The organism is Gilliamella sp. wkB108 (assembly GCF_001690195.1).
GTDB classification, from domain to species: domain Bacteria; phylum Pseudomonadota; class Gammaproteobacteria; order Enterobacterales; family Orbaceae; genus Gilliamella; species Gilliamella apicola_L.
Window position 1 is genome coordinate 40,638 of sequence record NZ_LZGM01000066.1, and the last position, 20,266, is coordinate 60,903.

Annotated in this window: 19 protein-coding genes and 3 pseudogenes; 12 read left to right on the plus strand and 10 right to left on the minus strand. The window is 35.5% G+C overall.

Translation table 11 applies throughout. The features are described from left to right. Nucleotides 1-4: 4 nt before the first annotated feature. The 3 genes from ptsI to A9G11_RS06365 all read right to left on the minus strand — a co-directional run bounded on the left by ptsI (nucleotide 5) and on the right by A9G11_RS06365 (nucleotide 2,522). Nucleotides 5-1,732, minus strand: a complete 1,728-nt coding sequence (ptsI, locus tag A9G11_RS06355) for a phosphoenolpyruvate-protein phosphotransferase PtsI (protein WP_065618663.1) — start codon at nucleotides 1,730-1,732, stop codon at nucleotides 5-7. A 52-nt stretch (nucleotides 1,733-1,784) separates the two neighbouring features. Next, the gene (ptsH, locus tag A9G11_RS06360; RefSeq protein WP_065618664.1) at nucleotides 1,785-2,042 is read right to left on the minus strand and encodes a phosphocarrier protein Hpr; all 258 of its coding nucleotides are present in this window, start codon (nucleotides 2,040-2,042) and stop codon (nucleotides 1,785-1,787) included. Between the two features lie 138 nt (nucleotides 2,043-2,180). Then, nucleotides 2,181-2,522 carry a hypothetical protein gene (locus A9G11_RS06365; protein WP_065618665.1) on the minus strand — a complete coding sequence of 114 codons (342 nt, stop codon included), beginning with the start codon at nucleotides 2,520-2,522 and terminating at the stop codon, nucleotides 2,181-2,183. Nucleotides 2,523-2,649: 127 nt separating this feature from the next. Here A9G11_RS06365 and A9G11_RS06370 point away from each other — a divergent pair, with 127 nt between their 5' ends. After that, nucleotides 2,650-3,192, plus strand: a complete 543-nt coding sequence (locus tag A9G11_RS06370) for a UPF0149 family protein (protein ID WP_081298447.1) — start codon at nucleotides 2,650-2,652, stop codon at nucleotides 3,190-3,192. 32 nt (nucleotides 3,193-3,224) lie between these two features. Continuing rightward, on the plus strand, nucleotides 3,225-4,532 hold the full coding sequence (gene pepP, locus A9G11_RS06375) for a Xaa-Pro aminopeptidase (RefSeq protein WP_065618666.1): 1,308 nt from the start codon (nucleotides 3,225-3,227) through the stop codon (nucleotides 4,530-4,532). 142 nt (nucleotides 4,533-4,674) lie between these two features. On the opposite strand, the gene A9G11_RS06380 is transcribed toward pepP, so the two are convergent. Beyond that, nucleotides 4,675-5,478 (minus strand): TonB family protein, encoded by an 804-nt coding sequence (locus A9G11_RS06380; protein ID WP_065618667.1) that lies wholly within the window; start codon nucleotides 5,476-5,478, stop codon nucleotides 4,675-4,677. Between the two features lie 162 nt (nucleotides 5,479-5,640). Here A9G11_RS06380 and ispB point away from each other — a divergent pair, with 162 nt between their 5' ends. After that, complete coding sequence (ispB, locus tag A9G11_RS06385) at nucleotides 5,641-6,627, plus strand: octaprenyl diphosphate synthase (protein ID WP_065618668.1); 987 nt, start codon at nucleotides 5,641-5,643, stop codon at nucleotides 6,625-6,627. A 111-nt stretch (nucleotides 6,628-6,738) separates the two neighbouring features. Beyond that, complete coding sequence (locus A9G11_RS06390) at nucleotides 6,739-7,611, plus strand: EamA family transporter (RefSeq protein ID WP_065618669.1); 873 nt, start codon at nucleotides 6,739-6,741, stop codon at nucleotides 7,609-7,611. A 111-nt stretch (nucleotides 7,612-7,722) separates the two neighbouring features. Here the strand turns inward: A9G11_RS06390 and ffh are convergent, their stop codons facing one another. Beyond that, nucleotides 7,723-9,090: a signal recognition particle protein gene (gene ffh, locus A9G11_RS06395; RefSeq protein ID WP_065618670.1), complete on the minus strand. Its 1,368-nt coding sequence runs from the start codon at nucleotides 9,088-9,090 to the stop codon at nucleotides 7,723-7,725. Between the two features lie 182 nt (nucleotides 9,091-9,272). Between ffh and A9G11_RS06400 the strand changes: the two genes are divergently transcribed. The 8 genes and pseudogenes from A9G11_RS06400 to galU all read left to right on the plus strand — a co-directional run bounded on the left by A9G11_RS06400 (nucleotide 9,273) and on the right by galU (nucleotide 14,121). Further along, nucleotides 9,273-9,656 carry a RidA family protein gene (locus A9G11_RS06400; protein WP_065618671.1) on the plus strand — a complete coding sequence of 128 codons (384 nt, stop codon included), beginning with the start codon at nucleotides 9,273-9,275 and terminating at the stop codon, nucleotides 9,654-9,656. A gap of 181 nt (nucleotides 9,657-9,837) precedes the next feature. Further along, nucleotides 9,838-9,939, plus strand: a pseudogene (locus tag A9G11_RS14000) (Rid family hydrolase); the annotation flags it as partial. Between the two features lie 181 nt (nucleotides 9,940-10,120). Further along, nucleotides 10,121-10,222, plus strand: a pseudogene (locus A9G11_RS14005) (Rid family hydrolase); the annotation flags it as partial. A gap of 179 nt (nucleotides 10,223-10,401) precedes the next feature. Then, nucleotides 10,402-10,506: pseudogene (locus tag A9G11_RS14010) on the plus strand (Rid family hydrolase); the annotation flags it as partial. A 231-nt stretch (nucleotides 10,507-10,737) separates the two neighbouring features. Then, complete coding sequence (locus A9G11_RS06405; RefSeq protein WP_065618672.1) at nucleotides 10,738-11,931, plus strand: amino acid aminotransferase; 1,194 nt, start codon at nucleotides 10,738-10,740, stop codon at nucleotides 11,929-11,931. Between the two features lie 41 nt (nucleotides 11,932-11,972). Next, complete coding sequence (locus A9G11_RS06410; protein WP_065618720.1) at nucleotides 11,973-12,110, plus strand: entericidin A/B family lipoprotein; 138 nt, start codon at nucleotides 11,973-11,975, stop codon at nucleotides 12,108-12,110. A 60-nt stretch (nucleotides 12,111-12,170) separates the two neighbouring features. Continuing rightward, the gene (locus tag A9G11_RS06415; RefSeq protein WP_065618673.1) at nucleotides 12,171-12,674 is read left to right on the plus strand and encodes a hypothetical protein; all 504 of its coding nucleotides are present in this window, start codon (nucleotides 12,171-12,173) and stop codon (nucleotides 12,672-12,674) included. Nucleotides 12,675-13,206: 532 nt separating this feature from the next. Then, nucleotides 13,207-14,121 carry a UTP--glucose-1-phosphate uridylyltransferase GalU gene (gene galU, locus A9G11_RS06420; protein ID WP_065618674.1) on the plus strand — a complete coding sequence of 305 codons (915 nt, stop codon included), beginning with the start codon at nucleotides 13,207-13,209 and terminating at the stop codon, nucleotides 14,119-14,121. A gap of 73 nt (nucleotides 14,122-14,194) precedes the next feature. Here galU and A9G11_RS06425 read toward each other — a convergent pair whose 3' ends face one another. The 5 genes from A9G11_RS06425 to orn form a co-directional block, all read right to left on the minus strand. Then, a complete protein-coding gene (locus tag A9G11_RS06425) occupies nucleotides 14,195-15,616 on the minus strand; it encodes a cation:dicarboxylate symporter family transporter (protein WP_065618675.1) in 1,422 nt (473 codons plus the stop codon). Between the two features lie 203 nt (nucleotides 15,617-15,819). Further along, the gene (locus tag A9G11_RS06430; protein WP_065618676.1) at nucleotides 15,820-17,151 is read right to left on the minus strand and encodes a CoA-disulfide reductase; all 1,332 of its coding nucleotides are present in this window, start codon (nucleotides 17,149-17,151) and stop codon (nucleotides 15,820-15,822) included. 285 nt (nucleotides 17,152-17,436) lie between these two features. Continuing rightward, entirely contained in the window at nucleotides 17,437-18,408 is a 972-nt protein-coding gene (gene hemH, locus A9G11_RS06435) for a ferrochelatase (RefSeq protein ID WP_065618677.1), read from the minus strand. Nucleotides 18,409-18,423: 15 nt separating this feature from the next. Beyond that, entirely contained in the window at nucleotides 18,424-19,689 is a 1,266-nt protein-coding gene (gene waaA / locus A9G11_RS06440; protein ID WP_065618678.1) for a lipid IV(A) 3-deoxy-D-manno-octulosonic acid transferase, read from the minus strand. 5 nt (nucleotides 19,690-19,694) lie between these two features. Further along, on the minus strand, nucleotides 19,695-20,258 hold the full coding sequence (gene orn, locus A9G11_RS06445) for an oligoribonuclease (RefSeq protein WP_065618679.1): 564 nt from the start codon (nucleotides 20,256-20,258) through the stop codon (nucleotides 19,695-19,697). Between the last annotated feature and the right edge of the window lie 8 nt (nucleotides 20,259-20,266).

Here is a 20,266-nt window from a genome sequence, read left to right on the forward strand (position 1 = left end):
CCTCCTAACTAATTTGCTTTTCAGCGGAAAAATTTTCTATTAAATCAACTATTTCTTTAGCAGTTGCTTTTCCTAATGCTGTATCAGCAAGCTTTTTCGCTTCTTCATAATTAGTATTACGAATTAATTTTTTAATCTTAGGAATTGAAACTGCACTCATACTAAATTCATCAAGCCCCATACCTAATAACAGGATAGTTGCTCTTTCATCTCCAGCTAGTTCACCACACATTCCTGTCCATTTACCTTCTTGATGAGAAGCATCAATAACAGTTTTAATTAGGTTTAATACAGAAGGTGATAGTGGGTTATAAAGATGAGAAATTAATTCATTACCACGGTCAACTGCTAGCGTATATTGTGTTAAATCGTTGGTTCCGATACTGAAGAAATCAACTTCTTTCGCTAAATGACGTGCAATTACTGTGGCTGCTGGTGTTTCAATCATTACACCAATTTCAATATTTTTGTCGAAGGATTTACCTTCAGCAGTTAATTGTTCTTTTAAAATATTAATTTCTGATTTTAATAAACGAACTTCTTCAACAGAAATAATCATCGGGAACATGATGCGTAGTTTGCCATAGGCTGATGCACGTAATATTGCTCTTAATTGAGCATGAAGTACATCTTTACGATCAAGACAAATTCGGATTGCTCGCCAGCCTAAAAATGGATTCTCTTCTTTTGGTAAGTGCATATAAGGTACATCTTTATCACCACCAATATCCATAGTTCGTACAATAACCGGTAATCCATTAGTTGATTCGGCTACTTCTTTATAGGCTTTGAATTGCTCTTCTTCATCAGGATAAGCATCGCGATCCATAAATAAAAATTCAGTACGGTAAAGACCTACTCCTTCATAGCCATTACGTTCTGCACCTGCGATATCACGGACAGTTCCGATATTGCCACAAATTTCAACTTGGTGACCATCAAGGGTAACCGCGGGTAAATCTTTCAATTTTGCAAGTTCTTCTTTATCAGCAATATATTTAGCTTGAACTTGTTTTAATCTTTCTTGCGTGGTGTGATCTGGCTCAATATAAATCGCATTATTGATAGCATCTAAAATAATAAAATCACCCTGTTTGATTTTTTGGGTCGCATTTGATGTACCAACAATGGCTGGAATTTCTAAAGAACGCGCCATAATTGAAGTATGAGAGGTTCGTCCACCAGCATCAGTAATAAAGCCTAATACCATGTCTAAATTTAATTGTGCAGTTTCAGATGGTGTTAAGTCGGTAGCCACTAAGATACATGGGTGACTAATTGCACTTAAATCAACAATTTCAACACCTAAAATATTTTTGAGTAAACGTTTACCTATATCACGAATATCTGCAGCACGTTCTTTTAAATATTCATCATCTAGGTTTTCTAACTCCTTAGCTTGAGTCTCAAATACTGATTGGACTGCGGCATCAGCGGTAGAATGCTTGCTTTCAATGCGTGAAATGACTTCTTGTTCAAGATCTTCATCTTCAAGAAGCATAATGTGTCCTTCGAAAATAGCTGCTTTATCTTCGCCTAATGTTGATTTTGCACGTTCCATGATAGCATGTAGTTGTTCGCTTGATTTTTTGCGAGCTTCTTTAAAACGTTCTATTTCAGCATCAATTTTGTTATCAAGAATTTGTCTATTATTAATAATAATAGGTTCTTCTTTTAATAATAACGCTTTTGCGAAAGCGATACCGGGGGAAACAAGTATACCTGATACCATAACATTTAATCCTTATTCAATTTTAAAACCGTTTTATAGCAATTGGGAGTGACTATTCCAATTCCGGAATTAATTTCACTAAATGATTTACTGCTTCTTTCTCATCTTCGCCTTCGGCTGAAATGGTAATTACTGTACCTTGTGCTAAACCTAATGTTTGTAGTTTGAAAAGGCTTTTAGCGCTTGCACTTTTTCCATTTGAAGTGACAGTAATTTCAGCATTGAAGTTTTTTGCTTCTTTTACAAATTGTGCGGCAGGGCGGGTATGAAGACCATTTGATGCAGTAATTGTTACATCTTGTTTATACATAGTTATTTTACTCCCAAAAATATTTTCATTTGTGCGACCAATATAAATAAAAACCGTCAGAAAGGCTAGTAAGATTTAATAGATCTTTTTGAATCAGTCAAATTATCTTTACTAATATATAAAGATAGTCGCATTTTATCAATATCGGTATATCCGAATGATTTTATCACTACATTTGTTGAATTCAACTTGTCCGTGAATACCTTTTTTAATGTTGTTAAACACAGTTTCTTCACTTCCGTCAAGCTGTGAGATACGAATCTCATCTCGACAGAATGATTCAAATTTCTGTAATTCCTGTTCTCCATTACCTATATGGTAATAGTTTGGTAAGTCTTGAGTTATGACACTTGTTTGTTTTTTATCTTGTACATCAAGAATGATTGTACCTTTATTGGTTCTCGAACTACATGCAGTTAATAATATGGTCGAGAGTAGCAATAGCGCTTGCCATTTTGTGACTAATCTTACAATGTTCAAAATAATTCCTTTATAATGTGTAATAACTTGTTTATCAGTTATAAATTAGCAATGAATTATATACTAATAATCAGTTAAAGTGCAGGGGTGTATTTTTTGGTGATATGACAAGAGTAAGGTGGTATTAATGACTGATATGATTAATTATGACAAACTTAATCGTCAACTAATTCAAGATAAAATAGGTGTTACAGCAGCTGAGTTACATGGTTTTATATCAGGTATATTAGCGGGTGGCAATAATGATGAGAGTTGGTGGCCATTAGTTGAGGATATGTTAAATAACGGGCAAAGCATAGCTGATCCTTTAGCTGAGCAAATTAAAAAACTCTATAGTTTAACCAGACGACTTTTTTTTGATGAAAACTTTGAATTTCAGTTGTTGTTAAATGAACATGATCTATTTTCACAAATAGATGATCTTGTTGGTTGGGTCAATCATTTCCTGCTTGGTATTGGTTTAGTTCAACCTAAGATTAACCGATTAAAAGGTGATGTTGGCGAGGCTATTTATGATTTACGCCAAATCGTTAAATTGGGTTATGATGAAAGTGAAGATCCTGAGGAACTAGGGTTTGCATTTGAGGAGATTAAAGAGTATGTTCGCATAACATCTATATTATGTTTCGACGAATTTAATGAACCAGATATAACTCCAACTATACATTAATCATTCTAGTGAATCATCTTAAGGTATTGATCATGATAAAACCAAATATCAAAACAGAACTGCTTGCCCGTCGTGAAAAATTGTTGGCACAGATGAAACCTAATAGTGTTGCACTTTTTTTTGCCTCACCCGAGGTAGTACGGAGTAATGATACACACTATCCATATCGGCAAAATAGTGATTTTTGGTATTTTACGTTTTTTGCTGAGCCAGAAGCCGTTTTAGCCATTATTAAACAAGAAGATAATAGTTGCCGATATGTGTTATTTAATCGAAAAAAAGATCCTGTTGCAGAAACTTGGACGGGCTATCGTTTAGGTCAACAAGCAGCATTAGAAACAATTTTTGTCGATGAAGCTTACCTTTTTGATGAAATAAGTACCGTACTGCCTGATTTATTAAACGGAAAAACGGCAATTTATCATGCCGACCAACAATATGATTATGCCGATCAGCTTGTTAAACAAGCGCTTACTACTTTACGACAAGGTGCGAGGTTAAATTTATCCGCACCTACTACTCTGATTGACTGGCGACCAGTTGTTCATGAAATGCGTATGTTTAAATCTGATTTTGAAATGGCTATTTTGCGAGAAGCTTGCAAGATTAGTGCGCAAGCTCATGTAAGAGCGATGCAAAAATGTAAACCACTTATGTATGAGTATCAACTGGAAGCTGAAATTTTACATGAATTTGCCAGACATGGTGCGCGTTGGCCGTCGTATAATACGATTGTTGGTGGAGGGAATAACGGTTGCATATTACATTATGAAAATAACAGTGAACCATTAAATACTGGTGATTTAGTGTTGATTGATGCGGGATGTGAATATCAATATTATGCCGGTGATATTACTCGAACCTTTCCGATTAATGGCAAATTCAGTCAAGCGCAACGTGAGATATATGACATTGTCTTGGCATCACAATATCAAGCTATCAAATTATTTAAACCAGGTACGTCAATACAAGAAGTTAATCAAAAAGTTGTTCGAACAATGGTTGAAGGTTTGGTTAAGCTTGGCATTATGCAAGGTGATGTTGAGACTTTAATTGCTGATAAAGCCTACAGCACTTACTATATGCATGGTTTAGGCCATTGGTTGGGTATGGATGTACATGATGTCGGTAGCGGTCGAGATCGCTTATTAGAGCCAGGCATGGTGCTGACTGTTGAACCGGGATTATATATTAATCAAGATTCTGATGTACCTGATCGCTATAAAGGTATTGGTATTCGTATTGAAGATAATATTTTAATCACACAATCTGGTAATCAAGTGTTAACCTCGGACGTGCCGAAAGATCCTGATGAAATTGAAAAATTGATGCGAACTTGAGTCGCATAGTAAAGTTCATTAATAGTTAGTCAACTATCAATTCGATTGTAACCGTAACCGTTTTCGCGCCGATTTTGCTTACTGGTTACTTGATAATTGGTTGCTATTAGTAACTAATCTTTTTGAGCTGAACAAATAACGATTATTGTAACTTAATTGATTCATTATGTTTAAAGATGATCTTAATAGTCAGATCCTTAGCCGCTATAGGTTTATACTTCCATTGTTTCATTGCGGTAATGACTGATCGGTTGAAGATATTATTTGGATTTGTTTCGATGAAGCGAATATTTTCAACGCGTCCTTCACTATTGACATCAAATTTTACTATAACATAACCATCTAAACGCATGTCTAATGCTCTACGTGGATATTCGGGATAGTTACGACTAATAGGTGACGGATTATTTGCAAATCGTTGATTGTCTGAAATCGATGGCGCTACAGCGGTTTGAGCAAGATTATTGCTCGCAACTTCTTGCCTGACCTGTTGCTTTGAAGCTTTTTGTGTAGGTGGTTTTTTGGGTTTATTTTTCGGTTTTTCTTCTTTTTTAATTATCGCCTCTTTTACCGGTTCTGGTTCTGGTTTTGGCTCCTCTTTGACAACTTCTGGTTCTACAACGGGTTCGATAGGCGGTTCTTCGATAGGTTTATTATCAATTATTTCACTATTTTCTGTACCCTGAATATCGGGAGTATCTTCAACTATAGACTGTTCTGGCGCTGCTAATTGAGATAAATCGACCATAATGGCTTTAATCGAATTATCGCCTTCTTCAACCACGATATTATTGGCGAATAGTACTGAGCTAAATAGTAGTCCCGCTAAACAACAGTGTGACAATACAGAAAGCGAAGTACACAGATACACCCCTTTAGATCGTTTTTTTAAGGGGGATTGCGGGATCTGTTCGTTATTGATGTCTATATCAAAGTTAATTTTCATAACAATTATCATTTCTAACTTAAGGCGCTTATTTTAGATGAAAATGCTTATCATTTGTAGCTTTTTCTTAAAACTAAAAATATCACATATCTAAACTTGTTGAAGAATAATATTTATCAGATAATATCTATTAAATATCTATTATTTGTAATGGTTAGTCTGATGAATAATCCATCAATAAATCAAATTATCGACCTCGTTAAAGATGATTTACATAAAGTGAATGAAGCAATTCAAGCAGAATTGAGTTCTGATGTAGCCTTAATTAATCAATTGGGTAATTATATTATCAGTAGTGGTGGGAAGCGTATTCGTCCTATTATTGCATTGTTAGTGGCAAAGGCTCTGAATTATCAAGGTGATAAACATATTATCACCGCAGCTTTTATTGAGTTTATCCATACAGCAACATTATTGCATGATGATGTGGTGGATGAATCTGATTTACGACGAGGCAAATCAACGGCAAATGCGCTTTTTGGTAATGCAGCAAGCGTTTTAGTTGGAGATTATATTTATACCCGATCTTTTCAAATGATGGTACGCACAGAGTCTTTTAAAGTATTAACCATTATGTCGGCCGCAACTAATGTAATAGCAGAAGGCGAAGTTCAGCAATTAATTAATTGTAACGATCCGGACATAACCAAAGCGCAATATTTAGAAGTGATCTATCGTAAAACGGCGCGTTTATTTGAAGCGACTTCACACTCAGCCGCTGTACTTGCTGGCGCCGATGAGCAACAGGAATTTGCGCTGCAAGAGTATGGTAAATATCTGGGAACGGCGTTTCAAATCATTGATGATTTGTTGGATTACAGTGCTGATAGTAATCAAAAATTGGGCAAAAATTTAGGTGATGATTTGAATGAAGGTAAACCAACATTACCTCTTTTACATGCGATGCATCATACTAAAAATCCACAGGATGCAATCTTAATTCGTCAAGCAATTGAGCAGGGCAATGGTAGGCATCTGTTAGATCGAATCTTACAAATTATGCAAGAGTGCGGTTCGCTAGATTTTACCCTTCAAACTGCGCAACATGAGGCAAAAAAGGCATTTGATGTTATAGCTATTTTGCCGGATTCACCTTATAAACAAGCCTTGCAAGATCTTGCATTACTTTCGGTTAAAAGGGAAAACTAATTAACACCATGTTTATTTGGAGTTTTTATATTTAAACATATGTCTAACCTGAAAGATCTTGTCAGTAACTATACTTACAATAATCTCATTATTTGAAACAAGGTATTATTTATGCTTAAACGGTCTTGGCCTGTTTTTTTAATTTTTATTTCAATGATTTCGGTGCAAGGTAGTGCGTCAATGGCAAAATACCTTTTTCCTGTACTGGGACCAGAAGGGATGACGGCATGGCGATTAGTTTTTTCATCAATTTTATTAGTGGCGATTTTTAAACCATGGCGCAAACCTATCACTCGATTAGCTTTGAAGTACATTATTTTATATGGTGTTTCTATGGGGTGTATGAATCTCTGTTTTTATAATGCGATAGCACGAATTCCACTTGGTGTAGCAGTGGCGATTGAACTTACAGGACCTATTATGGTGGCAATGTGTTCATCGCGTCGATTAGCAGACTTTGTTTGGTTAGGAATTGCAGTGACAGGTTTAGCTATATTATTACCTATTCATCAAGCATCAAATAATATCGATCCTATTGGTATTTTATTAGCATTAGGGGCGGGTAGTTGTTGGGCATGTTATATTTTATTTGGGCGTAAAGCTGGAGCTATTCATGGTGCTTCTAGTGTCGCTATTGGTTCTATTATTGCTTCATTTTTGTTATTCCCTATTGGCGTATGGCAAAGTGGTAGTGTGATGTTTTCATTAGAACTTTTGCCATTGGTGTTTGTTGTGGCATTGTTAGCCTCTGCTATTCCATATGGTCTGGATATGATCGCCCTACCAAGATTACCAGCACAAACTTTTAGTACTTTGATGAGTTTATCACCGGTTTTTGCGGCATTTTCCGGTTTAATTGTTTTGCATGAACAGTTAAATCGTTATCAATGGTTAGCTATTGTGTTTATTATCATCTCATCTATCGGAACAGTACTAACGATGAATCGCCCAACTAAGATCAAATCGATTAAGAATAATAGCTGATATCGGTAAATATCGCGCTTTAGATAGCGCGATATTAATGATAGTAATTGATATATAATATTGGATTATAAACTGGTTTTTTAGCCTGAGGGTTGGATTAAGTGTATTGGTTTAGCGTGGGAAACCCATACCACCACCGCCCATTAGGCCTTTCATTTGGCGCATCATTTTCATCATGCCACCACCCTTCATTTTTTTCATCATTTTTTGCATGTCTTCAAACTGTTTAAGTAGTTTATTGACGTCTTGCACTTGAGTTCCAGAACCATTAGCAATTCGGCGTTTACGCGATCCTTTGATGATTTCTGGATTTGCTCTTTCTTTTAAAGTCATTGAACCTATAATGGCTTCCATTTTAATGGTGACTTTATCATCCATTTGCGCTTTGATGTGATCAGGCAATTGACCCACACCCGGCAATTTAGCTAACATGGCGCCCATACCACCCATATTTCGCATCTGTTTAAGTTGATCCTGAAAATCATTAAAATCGAATTTATCGCCTTTTTTAAGTTTTTTAGCTATTTTTTCTGCTTTTTCGCGATCGACATTACTTTGTAGCTCTTCAATTAATGAAAGCACATCGCCCATACCTAAAATACGTGAGGCAATGCGATCTGGGTAGAAAGGCTCTAAAGCGTCTGTTTTTTCACCCATTCCCAAAAATTTGATAGGCTTACCAGTAATATGGCGGATAGATAGAGCAGCACCGCCACGAGCATCACCGTCAACTTTAGTCAAAATTACCCCAGTAAGTGGTAATGCATCATTAAAGGCTTTAGCTGTATTGGCTGCATCTTGACCGGTCATTGCATCAACGACAAATAAGGTTTCGATAGGATTAATAGCCTGATGAAGTGCTTTGATCTCATTCATCATGTCACTATCAATATGTAAGCGACCCGCTGTATCGACAATTAGCACATCAAAAAATTGCAATTTTGCGTAAGCGATTGCTTTGTCGACAATATTGACTGGTTTTTGGTTGATATCAGACGGAAAAAATTCTACATCAATGGCTTTAGCGAGTGTTTCAAGTTGTTTTATCGCTGCTGGACGATAGACGTCAGCTGACACGACTAACACTTTCTTTTTATGCTTTTCTTTTAAAAATTTAGCTAGTTTGGCAACGCTGGTTGTTTTACCAGCACCTTGCAAACCTGCCATTAATATCACGGCGGGAGGCTGAGTGGCTAAATTGAGTGAACTATTTACTTCACCCATTGCGTTAGTTAGTTCCGCCTGAACAATTTTAATAAACTCTTGGCCGGGGGTTAAACTTTTGCTGACATCTAGGCCGACAGCTTTTTCTTTGACTTGATTAATAAACTCACGCACTACAGGTAAAGCCACATCTGCTTCAAGTAGTGCCATACGTACTTCGCGCAGAGCTTCTTTGATATTATCTTCAGACAATCGTCCGCGACCACTGATATTTCGGAATGTCTGCGATAAACGGTCGGTTAAATTCTCAAACATATTGACTCTCAATAAATGACAAAATTATGGTTATCATAACAGAAAATTACAAGAAGTCCCATGATCATTAGTGGGTACTGACTTGACACAAAATTATGATCCTGTTCAAATGATAAAACATAGAATTGTGTTTTTTGTCATCAAAAACCAATTGCAAATAAAGTAAAGGAGAGAGAGTAAAAATGGCAAAAATTATTAAAACTGACAAAGCGCCAGCGGCAATAGGTCCTTATGTTCAGGCTATTGATTTAGGTAATATGATGTTTGCGTCAGGGCAAATCCCTATTGATCCGGCTACTGGTGAAATGCCAAGTTGTGTTAAAGAGCAAGCTAAACAAAGTTTGGCCAATGTGAAAGCGATTATTACTGCTGCCGGTTATACGGTCAATAATATCGTTAAAACGACCATTTTTTTAGCAGATATGAATGATTTTGTGGCAGTAAATGGTGTGTATGAAGCCTTCTTTACCGAGCATAATTCATCTTTTCCAGCTCGTTCATGTGTACAAGTTGCTAGAATTCCTAAAGATGCCAAAATTGAAATTGAAGTCATTGTGGCTAAATAAAATCAACCTATTTAATTAGCACCGACAGGTGCTAAGTCCTGTAAAGAAGTTTCAGGTTAACTATACGTTTCAGTATGAATATAAAGATGAATTCAACATCTAAGTGCGAATCGAGTTAGTAAAAGACTTGATAAAATGTTATATATTAGAGCCTTTTTCTTGAACAATGATTAAGTCGATTTTCACCCAATATAATTCATCTTTTCCTGCTCGTTCATGTGTACAAGTCGCTCGAATTCCTAAAGATGCCAAAATTGAAATTGAAGTCATTGTGGCTAAATAAAATCAATCCATTTAATTAGCACCGATAGGTGCTAAGTCCTGTAAAGAAGTTTCAGGTTAACTATACGTTTCAGTATGAATCTAAAGATGAATTTAACATCTAAGTGCGAATAGAGTTAGTAAAAGGCTTGATAAAGTGTTTTATATTTGAGCCTTTTTCTTGAACGATGATTAAGTCGATTTTCACCCAATATAATTCATCTTTTCCTGCTCGTTCATGTGTACAAGTTGCTAGAATTCCTAAAGATGCCAAAATTGAAATTGAAGTCATTGTGGCTAAATAAAATCAACCCATTTAATTAGCATCGATAGGTGCTAAGCTGTGTAAAGAAGTTTCAGGTTAACTATACGTTTCAGTATGAATATAAAGATGAATTCAACATCTAAGTGCGAATCGAGTTAGTAAAAGGCTTGGTAAGGTGTTTTATATTTGAGCCTTTTTCTTGAACGATGATTAAGTCCATATTTCACTCAATATAATTCATCTTTTCCTGCTCGTTCATGTGTACAAGTCGCTCGAATTCCTAAAGATGCCAAAATTGAAATTGAAGTCATTGTGGCTAAATAAAATCAACTCGTTTAATTAGCACCGACAGGTGCTAGGTCTTGTAAATAAGTTTCAGGTTAACTATACGTTTAAATATAAGAATGAGCTTACATTCAACTAATTAAATCGAGTTGTTTTCATCAATACTATAATCTGTTGTTAAACTATCATTTAGTGATTGATTGGCTGTTGAGTTGGTGCAATAATCTACAAATAATTATTGAGGTTTACTAAGTAAATTAGGTTATAAATATGTTTGAAAAAGTAGAGTCGTATGCTGGTGATCCCATCTTATCATTAGTTGCTGATTTTAATAATGATCGTCGCGATAATAAGACGAATTTAAGTATTGGCTATTATTATGATGAAAATGGCGTTGTCCCCCAATTAGAGTGTATTAAAATTGCTCGTGACTATCTTTATCATAATAACAAAGAGGCTCAGCTCTATTTACCCATGAGTGGTTTACCACCCTACTGTCAGGCGATCCAATCTTTATTATTTGGTGAAAACCATAGCGCATATAAAGATAAACGTATTGCAACCATTCAAACATTAGGTGGATCTGGCGCTTTAAAAGTTGGTGCAGATTTTTTATTCCGTTATTTTCCAACATCTGAAGTTTGGGTCAGCGATCCAACATGGGAAAATCATATTGCGATTTTTAGTGGGGCAGGATTTAAAGTCAATAAATACCCTTATTTTGATCCTCAAACTTGTGGTGTAAAATTTGATGCAATGTTGGCCACATTAAATCAATTGCCGGCGAGAAGTATTGTGTTACTTCATCCTTGTTGTCATAATCCAACTGGTGCCGATTTAACCCATGAACAGTGGGATAAAGTAATAGAGGTTCTGCAAGCACGCTCTCTTATCTCATTTATGGATATTGCTTATCAAGGATTCGGAGAGAGTATCGAAGATGATGCCTATGCCATAAAAAAAGTGGCTGAAAAAGGTTTATGTGGTTTTGTCAGTAACTCATTTTCAAAAACGTTTTCACTATATGGTGAACGGGTAGGTGGGTTATCTGTCTTATGTGATAATAGTGATATAGCCAATCGGGTATTGGGTCAACTCCAAGCTACTGTGCGTCGAAATTATTCAAGCCCTGCGGCTTACGGTGCGCAACTTGTTTCTTATGTACTAAATAATGCAGATCTTAAAGCAAAATGGTTTAAAGAAGTCGAATCAATGCGTAATCGTATTGTAACTATGCGAGCCACTTTAGTGGATTCTCTAAAGCGAGCTGTGCCTGAGCGTAATTTTGATTTTTTAGTTAAGCAACGAGGTATGTTTAGTTACACCGGTTTTACCAAAGAACAAGTTACACAATTAAAAGAAAATTCTGCTGTTTATTTGGTGGGTAGTGGCAGAATGTGTGTGGCTGGTTTAAATCACCATAATATTTACCGTGTAGTTGATGCATTTGCTACATTAAAATAACCATGTTATTAATAAAAGGAGTATTGTTTATGTTCCACAAAATGTTAATTCTAGTATTAGGTATCGCTATGACTACAGTTATTGTAGGATGTAATACAGTTAAAGGTGTCGGTGAGGATGTTCAATCAGGTGGTAAAGCTATTTCAAAATCAGCTGAAAAAGTTAGTGAAAAGATGTAAGTTTATCTTATCATTCATATGTATAATATGTTCTACCTAACCAATATGTTTGAATAAAAAATGCAACGAGTTTTAATAGTTATAAGTTTATTTTTATTACTTGGGTGTGGTTCGTTAAATTACCGAACTGCACCTGTTGTTATGGAAAATTGTCAGTACTCTACTTTATCCGGTGTGGAATTTCGATTTAATCAATTACCTATCAATATACCAAGTTATCAAGATATATATATTGCGCAAAGCCGAGAAAGTAAGCATTTATCTGCAAATTACGTTGGCATGAAAGGTAAATTGACCGATCAAATTTTTGTACGAGATTACCCTAAAGAGACTTTTTGGCGTGCGCCGACATTATTGGAAAGAACATCATTATATGATGACGGCTACGATGATCTTTATATTAGCCCTGCTCAAAAAGAGCGACGGGATCGCAAAGCTAAATTTGTAGTAAGGGAAGCTATTTTACAAAATTGTCAAATTGTTTATATCTCTATTGATTCTTTAGCTCAAGATAGAAATAATCCTGAATTAATTCAATCAGCATACTTATCGATTATTAAATAAGTATAAAATGAAAGAAGAAACAGAATTAAATGGATTAGGTGGCTGGTTAATTTTACTCGCAATTGGTTTTTTGTTCGTTTTCTACACTCAGTCGTACTATTAAGTCTAGTGTAGATACTGTTATTGTTAGTGAGTTATGGTCAAAATTAGTTGATCCAGATTCGCTATATTATATTCCCAATTTCGATTGGGGATATCCATTAGAGTTGTCTTTTAATGTTATTTTTTTGTTGTTGAACGGTTATGTTACCTATATATTTTTCGTAAGAATTATAAATTTCCAAAAGTTTTTATTTTTTTGAAGTTAGTTATTTTGGCTTTTTAATATTTGATACCATGACTTGGTCATGTGGTAATAGGATTTGATCTTGATCGAGATAACATTAGACAGTGTATATTACAACTTTTCACATGGGGATTTGGATCTCATATATGCTAAGTTTAGTACGAGTTAAAAATACTTTTGTTAATGGGCGTCGTAGTGAAGTTAACTACAACGGCATTGTTAGTTAATTTGTTTTAAGGAAAGAAAATGTCATTCAATTTAGAACCTTCGATTAATGGGAAAGTTAAAAAAGCGGTTATTCCTGTAGCAGGACTGGGTACACGGATGTTACCAGCGACCAAAGCAATTCCAAAAGAGATGTTACCGGTTGTGGATAAACCGCTTATTCAATACGTCGTTAAAGAGTGTATTGCCGCAGGGATCACTGAAATTATTTTTGTAACCCACTCATCAAAGAACTCGATCGAAAACCATTTTGATACCAGTTTTGAATTAGAAGCAATGCTAGAAGCTCGTGTTAAACGTCAATTACTTCAGGAAGTTCAAGGGATCTTACCTAAAAACGTAACTATTACCAGTGTTCGTCAAGGTTTAGCTAAAGGTCTTGGTCATGCTGTATTGTGTGCTTATCCTTTGGTAGGAGATGAACCTTTTGCGGTGGTTTTGCCCGATGTGATCATTGATGAATATGATAGTGATCTTACCAGTGATAATTTAGCTGCGATGATTAATAATTATCATGAAACTAAGCATAGTCAAATCATGGTTGAACCTGTACCAAAAGAATTAGTCTCATCTTATGGTATTGTTGATTGTCGTGGTGAGGCATTATCGGCGGGTAATGTAACTCAGATGTATAGTGTCGTTGAAAAACCTTCGGTTGAAGAAGCACCGTCTAATCAATCAGTGGTTGGACGTTATGTCTTATCTGAGAAAATATGGCCAATGCTAGCCAAAACACCATTAGGCGCTGGTGGCGAAATTCAGTTAACCGATGCTATTGCTATGTTATTAGAAGAAGATCCGGTAGATGCATACTGCATTAAAGGTCGCAGCCATGATTGTGGTAATAAACTTGGTTATGTACAAACTTTTGTTCAATATGCAATGCGTCACAAAAGTTTAGGTAAAGACGTTAAAGCATGGTTAAAAACAATTTAATCTTTGATTTAACTTAGCATAAATAGAAAAGGACGCGGCGAAGCGTCCTTTTTATTATTTTAACTTAATCGTATTAAGAGTCGGAAGGATCGTTATCGAGTGTAACATTAGGATCATTGTATACATCCATATCCATAAGTCCAAGTTCGCGATCGGTGACTAATGCAGCTGTCATTGCTCCCGATACATTAGCTAAAGTCCGGGCCATATCGATGATAGGATCAACGGCTAGAACCATACCAATTAATGGGAAGTATTCCGCCATCCCCATTCCGGATAAAACCACAGTAGCAGCGACTGTTGCTGTACCGGGAATACCGGCGATGCCAATAGATCCGATAACCACTACAATTACCAGCATAATGTAAAATTGGATATTGGTATCAATACCAACCATATGTGCTACCATAACGGCAAGTAAAGCTGGAAAGAAACCAGCACAACCATTCATGCCAATGGTGCTACCAAGCGAACCTACTAAATTTGCTGTCCCAGTATTTACACCCATTCGGACTGTTAATGTCGAAATGGTCATTGGTAATGTACCGACAGAAGAACGACTAGTGAAAGCCAATAGCCATGTACTGAGTGCTTTTTTTATAAACATAATGGGTGATACACCATGTATTACCACCAGTAATATATGGACAATTATCATAATTAAAGTGGCAATATAGACAGCAACGACAAAGCTAGAAACTTCAATGATTGCAGGAATACCATTGGAAATAATGGTGCGGGCAAGTAATGCAATCACGGCGTAAGGCATATATTTAATAATTGTCATGGCAATGGACATCACAATTTTATATAGCGCTTGAATAAATGTTTTAAAAAGGGCAATAGGCTCTGGGTTCTTTTTTTCCATACGATTAGCAGCGATTCCCATTAAAGCAGAGAAAATGACTAATCCCACGATGTTTTCAGTTACCATTGAAGCAATAATATTGCTTGGGATCAATTTAATAAAAGTATCTATAATATTGGTGTATTGTTTGGCTTGTGCTTGATGAACAGTGGTAGAACTCATTTCACCCAATGAGAATAAATTGGCTAATACAATACCAACAAGGCACGCTATTGCAGTAGTAAATAGTAGCCAAAAGATCCCCTTAAAAGCTATTTTGGGAAGATTCTCTTTACCTGAAAAATCAATAATGACTTTAACAATGGAGACAAAAATAAGTGGAATAACCAACATTCGAATAAAAGCAATAAATGCTCGCCCAAAAAGGCCATACCATGTTGCTGTTTCTTGCATCCAATAGTTTGATGTACTCGGGAAACCAGCGACAGCTTGAATTCCTAAACCTAGTACAATACCAAGAATTAACCCAACTAGCATCCGAATAGAAAAGTTAACTTTCTTATTTTGTAGTGGGCGCATAATAGCAAAAAAACAAATGAGTAATAGAGCAATACCAATTAATGTTTGGTAATGGGTAATAGATAAGAACTTTTCAAAAAAAGTTCCATGAAAAATGGCATCTGGCATAATTGACCCCCGAGCTACTAATGATAAATTTAATTATCTAAAAAAATATAGTGTTAATAATTCTGATTAACTTTACTATAAAAAGCACTTAACTAAAGCTAAGATTGCAAATCTCATGTTATTTGCTGGTAAATCATACTTATTTGTTACATTGTTAAATAAGTATGATTCATTCAGATTAATGTTTTGAAATGTTAGTTAACCTATTTGGCAATTGATCCTGCAATATTTAAAATATCCCATGGTCTTGAAAATGGTGGAGCATATAAAAAATCCATCATTGTTAATTCATCAATACTCAAGTGCGACCAAATTGCAGTTGCTAAGGTATTAACTCGCAAGGCTGAACCACTTCCACCTGCAATTTGTCCGCCTAAAATAACACGGGTATCTGCATGGTAAATCAGTTTGGCAATGACACTGGTCTGTCCTGCTACATAGTTACTATGATTTTTATCTTTTACTACAACAATTTTATAGGGGATTTGCGCTTTTTTTACTTCGTTTTCGGTCAAACCGGTTCGACCTGCTTCAATATCAAATGTTTTGAGTGCTGAAGTGCCAATGGTACCAGGATATTCATAATGTCCTCCAGCCATATTTTCACCAACTATTTTACCTAATTTATTGGCTCCAGTGGCGAGTGGGATATAGACCATGGATTGACTTACTCTGTGGTTAAGTGCCACACAATCTCCGGCAGCATAAACATCTGCAATATTGGTTTGACCTAAACTATCAGTAATTATTGCGCCATTGCCAAGCATATTTATGCCAATATTTTTATAAATATCACTGTTAGGTTTTACACCTGTAGCAATGATGACGGCATCGGCAGGATATAATCCTTTATTGGTGATGACATGCGTAACGATATGTTCACCTTCAAAACCTTGAACCCGTTCTTGTAGATGTAAATCACAATACTGTTTTATATTTTCTTCTATCACGTCAGTAATTTGTTGGTCGAAGGATTCAATTAGTACTCTTTCATCCAATTGAATAATTCTGACATTTTTTTTAAGTGAAACTAATGACTCAGCTATTTCAAGTCCAATATATCCGGCGCCAACAACGACAACATTTTTAATATCTGGATTGGTCAGTACTTTTTTTATCGCAAGACCGTCGTGTAGATCGCGTAAAGTGAAGATATTTTTAAGCTGTCTATTGCTTAAGATAGGGTTAATCGGATTTGCGCCGACTGCAATGAGTAATTTATCATAATTATCATCAAAATTTTGACCAGAACGAAGATCTTTAACCGTTATTTTTTTGCTATTAATATCAATATTGATGACTTCGTGTAATAATTTTATTTCAATTCCGTCTTTTTGAAATTGTTCTGGCGTTCGGGAAATCATTTCATTCGGATCGGTAAAATTGTCACCAATAAAATAGGGCAATCCACAAGCACCAAATGAAACGATATCAGATTTTTCATAAATACGAATGGTTGCATCAGGAGCGGTTCTTCTCGCTTTTGCTGCGGCACTTGCTCCAGCAGCTTGAGCGCCTATAATGATGATTTTCATAGATTATTCTCCTTTTTGCTCGCATTGCGAAATTCGATCATGTTATTACCTTTTTAAAACTATGCTGTAAATGATATTTTTAGTATAGATATAAATCCATTTTTTAACTATAGCCAATTAGATTGGTTGCTACAGTTTTATAAAAAACTGACCCTTAAGTTTACATAGAATTATGCAAAAATGGGGGCAATAAATTTTGAATTTAAGTTGTTATCTAATTTTTATAATTAACTAAAGTGAATAGCTATTGCAAAACTTGCTAATATTTTGTAAAAAAGTTTCAGGTTAACTATACGTTTCAGTATGTTGCATTAAATCTAATATTAGATTGATCTGTAATTCAGAGTCATTCAACGCAGGGATGTAATAAAATTTTTCTCCATGTGTACTTAAAAATATGTCTCGATTTTCTTCATCAATTTCATAAATTGTTTCTAAGCAATCAGTTGCAAATCCGGGACACATAACCTGTACGTTTTTTACACCCTCTGTAGCTAGTTTTTGCAAAATATTACTGGTACTCGGTTCAACCCATTTACCTTTACCAAACTTAGATTGATAAGCCATTTCTATTGGTAGATTAATACCATTTTCTTGGCATTTTTTAATTAACAGTTGAGTGGTAAGTTCGCAACGTTCAACATAATCGTCTTGTCGTTTATTAATGTAGTGTTCAGGAATACTATGATAGGAAAGGAGTAATACTTCAGGTTGACCCTGTTCTAAAAAAGCTTGCTTGATCTGCAAGTAAAGGGCATTGATATAGCTCGGATGATCTGCATAATCACGAATATAATAAGCATTAGCAATAGCAGAATTATTGGGCGCAATCTGTTTTAATTTGTCAAATACTGCAAGGGTCGTAGTGGTAGAAAATTGAGGAAACAGTGGTAACACGGTGATTTTGTCACAGGATTTAAGATTATTTAACGCTGATTGCATACTTGGTTCACCATAGGTCATTGCTAGTTCACATCTAACTTTAGGTAAATAATATTGTATTTTATCACGCAATATTTGGCTGTAATGCAATAAAGGAGAACGGTTTTCTATCCAAATTTTTTGATAATGATTAGCGATATAAGGAACGCGCTTAGGCAGTACAATATATTTTAAAAACGGATACCAAAAAAAATGAGGTAGATCGACAACATGCCGATCGAGTAAAAATTCAGTTAAATATTGTTTAATTGCATCGGGCGTAGTTGCACTTGGCGTGCCTAAATTAATCAGCAGTAGACCGTGTTTTTTATCCACAGGCAATCCTTATTTTTAGGGAAGATAACGGTTAATCACATCAAGTAGTCGATTGAGCGCACCTTGATTTTGTTTCAATACTTGATATGCATGTTCACCAATTTGTTTACTGTTAATTCTATCATCTAAGAGATGTATTACTGCTGAATATAAATCATCTGCTGAATTTGAGCAAACTATCGTTGCATTGGCTGAAATTAATTGTTCACAAATCACTTTAAAATTAAAAAAGTGTTCACCAATAATGATAGGAATATGGTGCAAGGCTGGCTCTAATGGATTATGCCCGCCGTGCTTAACAAGACTACCACCAACAAAGGCAATATCGGCAAGTCCATAAAGTTCCAACAGTTCCCCCATGGTATCACCTAAAATGACTTGTGTTTGATCGGTCGGGGCGGTATTGGTACTGCGACATAAATAATTAAATCCATTCTCGCTGATCAATTTACCTACCTCCTTAAAACGTTCTGGATGACGAGGTACTATAATTAATAAAAGATCTGGGTATTTTTTTAATATTTGCCGAAAAGCGGACAAAATTATTTCATCTTCACCAAGGTGAGTACTCGCCGCAATAAAAACAGGGCGTTGTAATTGCCATTGCCGTTTTAATTCAGTAATTTTTTGTTGTTGTTCTAAAGTTAAAGCTATATCAAACTTAATACTTCCGGTAACCGATAGCTGATCACTTAGCAAACCAAGTGAAATAAATCGTTCGCCGTCTTGTTGATTTTGTACTGCCACCATACTAATTTTAGCTAGTAAGTTTGTAATTGCCTTACCTAATTTACGATATCCTTTAGCTGAACGCTCAGATAATCTTGCATTTGCAATAATTAAAGGAATTTGCCGTTTATAGCATTGACTAATAAAGTTAGGCCACAGCTCAGTTTCCATAATAATCACTAACTTTGGCTGAACGTTTTTCAGAAATCGGTTGAGCGCACAAGGTAAATCATAAGGTAAATAGACATGACTAACACTATCATTTAATAGTGCCTTTACTCGTTGTGAGCCAGTTGGTGTCATGGTTGTTATGGTTATTGGTAAATCTGGATAACGTTGCTGTAAAGCCTTAATTAAAGGGATTGCAGCGATGGTTTCACCAACAGATACTGCATGAACTAAAATACCGCCTGATTTAACTTTATTTTTACAAAAACCATAACGTTCAAGTATACGCTGGCGATAAGCTGGCGCTTTACGACTACGCCAGAGTAATTTTAACCAAACTAATGGTTGAATGAGATAAAGTAAAATCGTGTATAAGGTTTGCATACAAACTAATCTTGGAGATCAAAGAAATGTTGGCGATAGTAACTTAGCTCTGCAATTGAATCACGAATATCATCTAATGCTTGATGTGAACTCTGTTTACATATTCCTTTTAAAATCTGAGGTTTCCAACGTTTGGCTAATTCCTTGATAGTACTTACATCTAAATAACGATAGTGAAAATATTTTTCTAAATTGGGCATATAATTAAATAAGAAACGACGATCTTGTCCAATTGTATTACCACAAATTGGTGAACTATTTTCTGGTACCCATTGCTTTAAAAACGCAATAGTTTGCAATTCAGCTTCTTGTTCGGTAATGGTGCTTTGACGTACACGATCGATTAATCCGGATTTACCATGCGTGTTTTTGTTCCAATCATCCATTAAAGCCAATTGTTCATCGGTTTGATGTACGGCAATTACAGGCCCTTCGGCAAGGATATTAAGCTCAGAATCGGTAACAATTGTGGCAATCTCGATAATGCGATCAACACGGGGATCTAATCCCGTCATTTCGAGATCTATCCAAATAAGATTATTGCTGTTAATTAGTGATGGTTTAGTCATAATTTACT

Excerpts from the sequence above, each read along its gene's own strand:
- orn (WP_065618679.1), bottom strand. The coding sequence starts at position 20,258 with ATGACTAAACCATCACTAATTAACAGCAATAATCTTATTTGGATAGAT.
- A9G11_RS06400 (WP_065618671.1), top strand. The coding sequence starts at position 9,273 with ATGGCAAAAATTATTAAAACTGACAAAGCGCCAGCGGCAATAGGTCCT.
- ptsH (WP_065618664.1), bottom strand. The coding sequence starts at position 2,042 with ATGTATAAACAAGATGTAACAATTACTGCATCAAATGGTCTTCATACC.
- A9G11_RS06370 (WP_081298447.1), top strand. The coding sequence starts at position 2,650 with ATGACTGATATGATTAATTATGACAAACTTAATCGTCAACTAATTCAA.
- A9G11_RS06430 (WP_065618676.1), bottom strand. The coding sequence starts at position 17,151 with ATGAAAATCATCATTATAGGCGCTCAAGCTGCTGGAGCAAGTGCCGCA.
- ispB (WP_065618668.1), top strand. The coding sequence starts at position 5,641 with ATGAATAATCCATCAATAAATCAAATTATCGACCTCGTTAAAGATGAT.
- pepP (WP_065618666.1), top strand. The coding sequence starts at position 3,225 with ATGATAAAACCAAATATCAAAACAGAACTGCTTGCCCGTCGTGAAAAA.
- A9G11_RS06425 (WP_065618675.1), bottom strand. The coding sequence starts at position 15,616 with ATGCCAGATGCCATTTTTCATGGAACTTTTTTTGAAAAGTTCTTATCT.
- ptsI (WP_065618663.1), bottom strand. The coding sequence starts at position 1,732 with ATGGTATCAGGTATACTTGTTTCCCCCGGTATCGCTTTCGCAAAAGCG.
- A9G11_RS06415 (WP_065618673.1), top strand. The coding sequence starts at position 12,171 with ATGCAACGAGTTTTAATAGTTATAAGTTTATTTTTATTACTTGGGTGT.
- waaA (WP_065618678.1), bottom strand. The coding sequence starts at position 19,689 with ATGCAAACCTTATACACGATTTTACTTTATCTCATTCAACCATTAGTT.
- ffh (WP_065618670.1), bottom strand. The coding sequence starts at position 9,090 with ATGTTTGAGAATTTAACCGACCGTTTATCGCAGACATTCCGAAATATC.
- A9G11_RS06390 (WP_065618669.1), top strand. The coding sequence starts at position 6,739 with ATGCTTAAACGGTCTTGGCCTGTTTTTTTAATTTTTATTTCAATGATT.
- A9G11_RS06380 (WP_065618667.1), bottom strand. The coding sequence starts at position 5,478 with ATGAAAATTAACTTTGATATAGACATCAATAACGAACAGATCCCGCAA.
- A9G11_RS06405 (WP_065618672.1), top strand. The coding sequence starts at position 10,738 with ATGTTTGAAAAAGTAGAGTCGTATGCTGGTGATCCCATCTTATCATTA.
- A9G11_RS06410 (WP_065618720.1), top strand. The coding sequence starts at position 11,973 with ATGTTAATTCTAGTATTAGGTATCGCTATGACTACAGTTATTGTAGGA.
- galU (WP_065618674.1), top strand. The coding sequence starts at position 13,207 with ATGTCATTCAATTTAGAACCTTCGATTAATGGGAAAGTTAAAAAAGCG.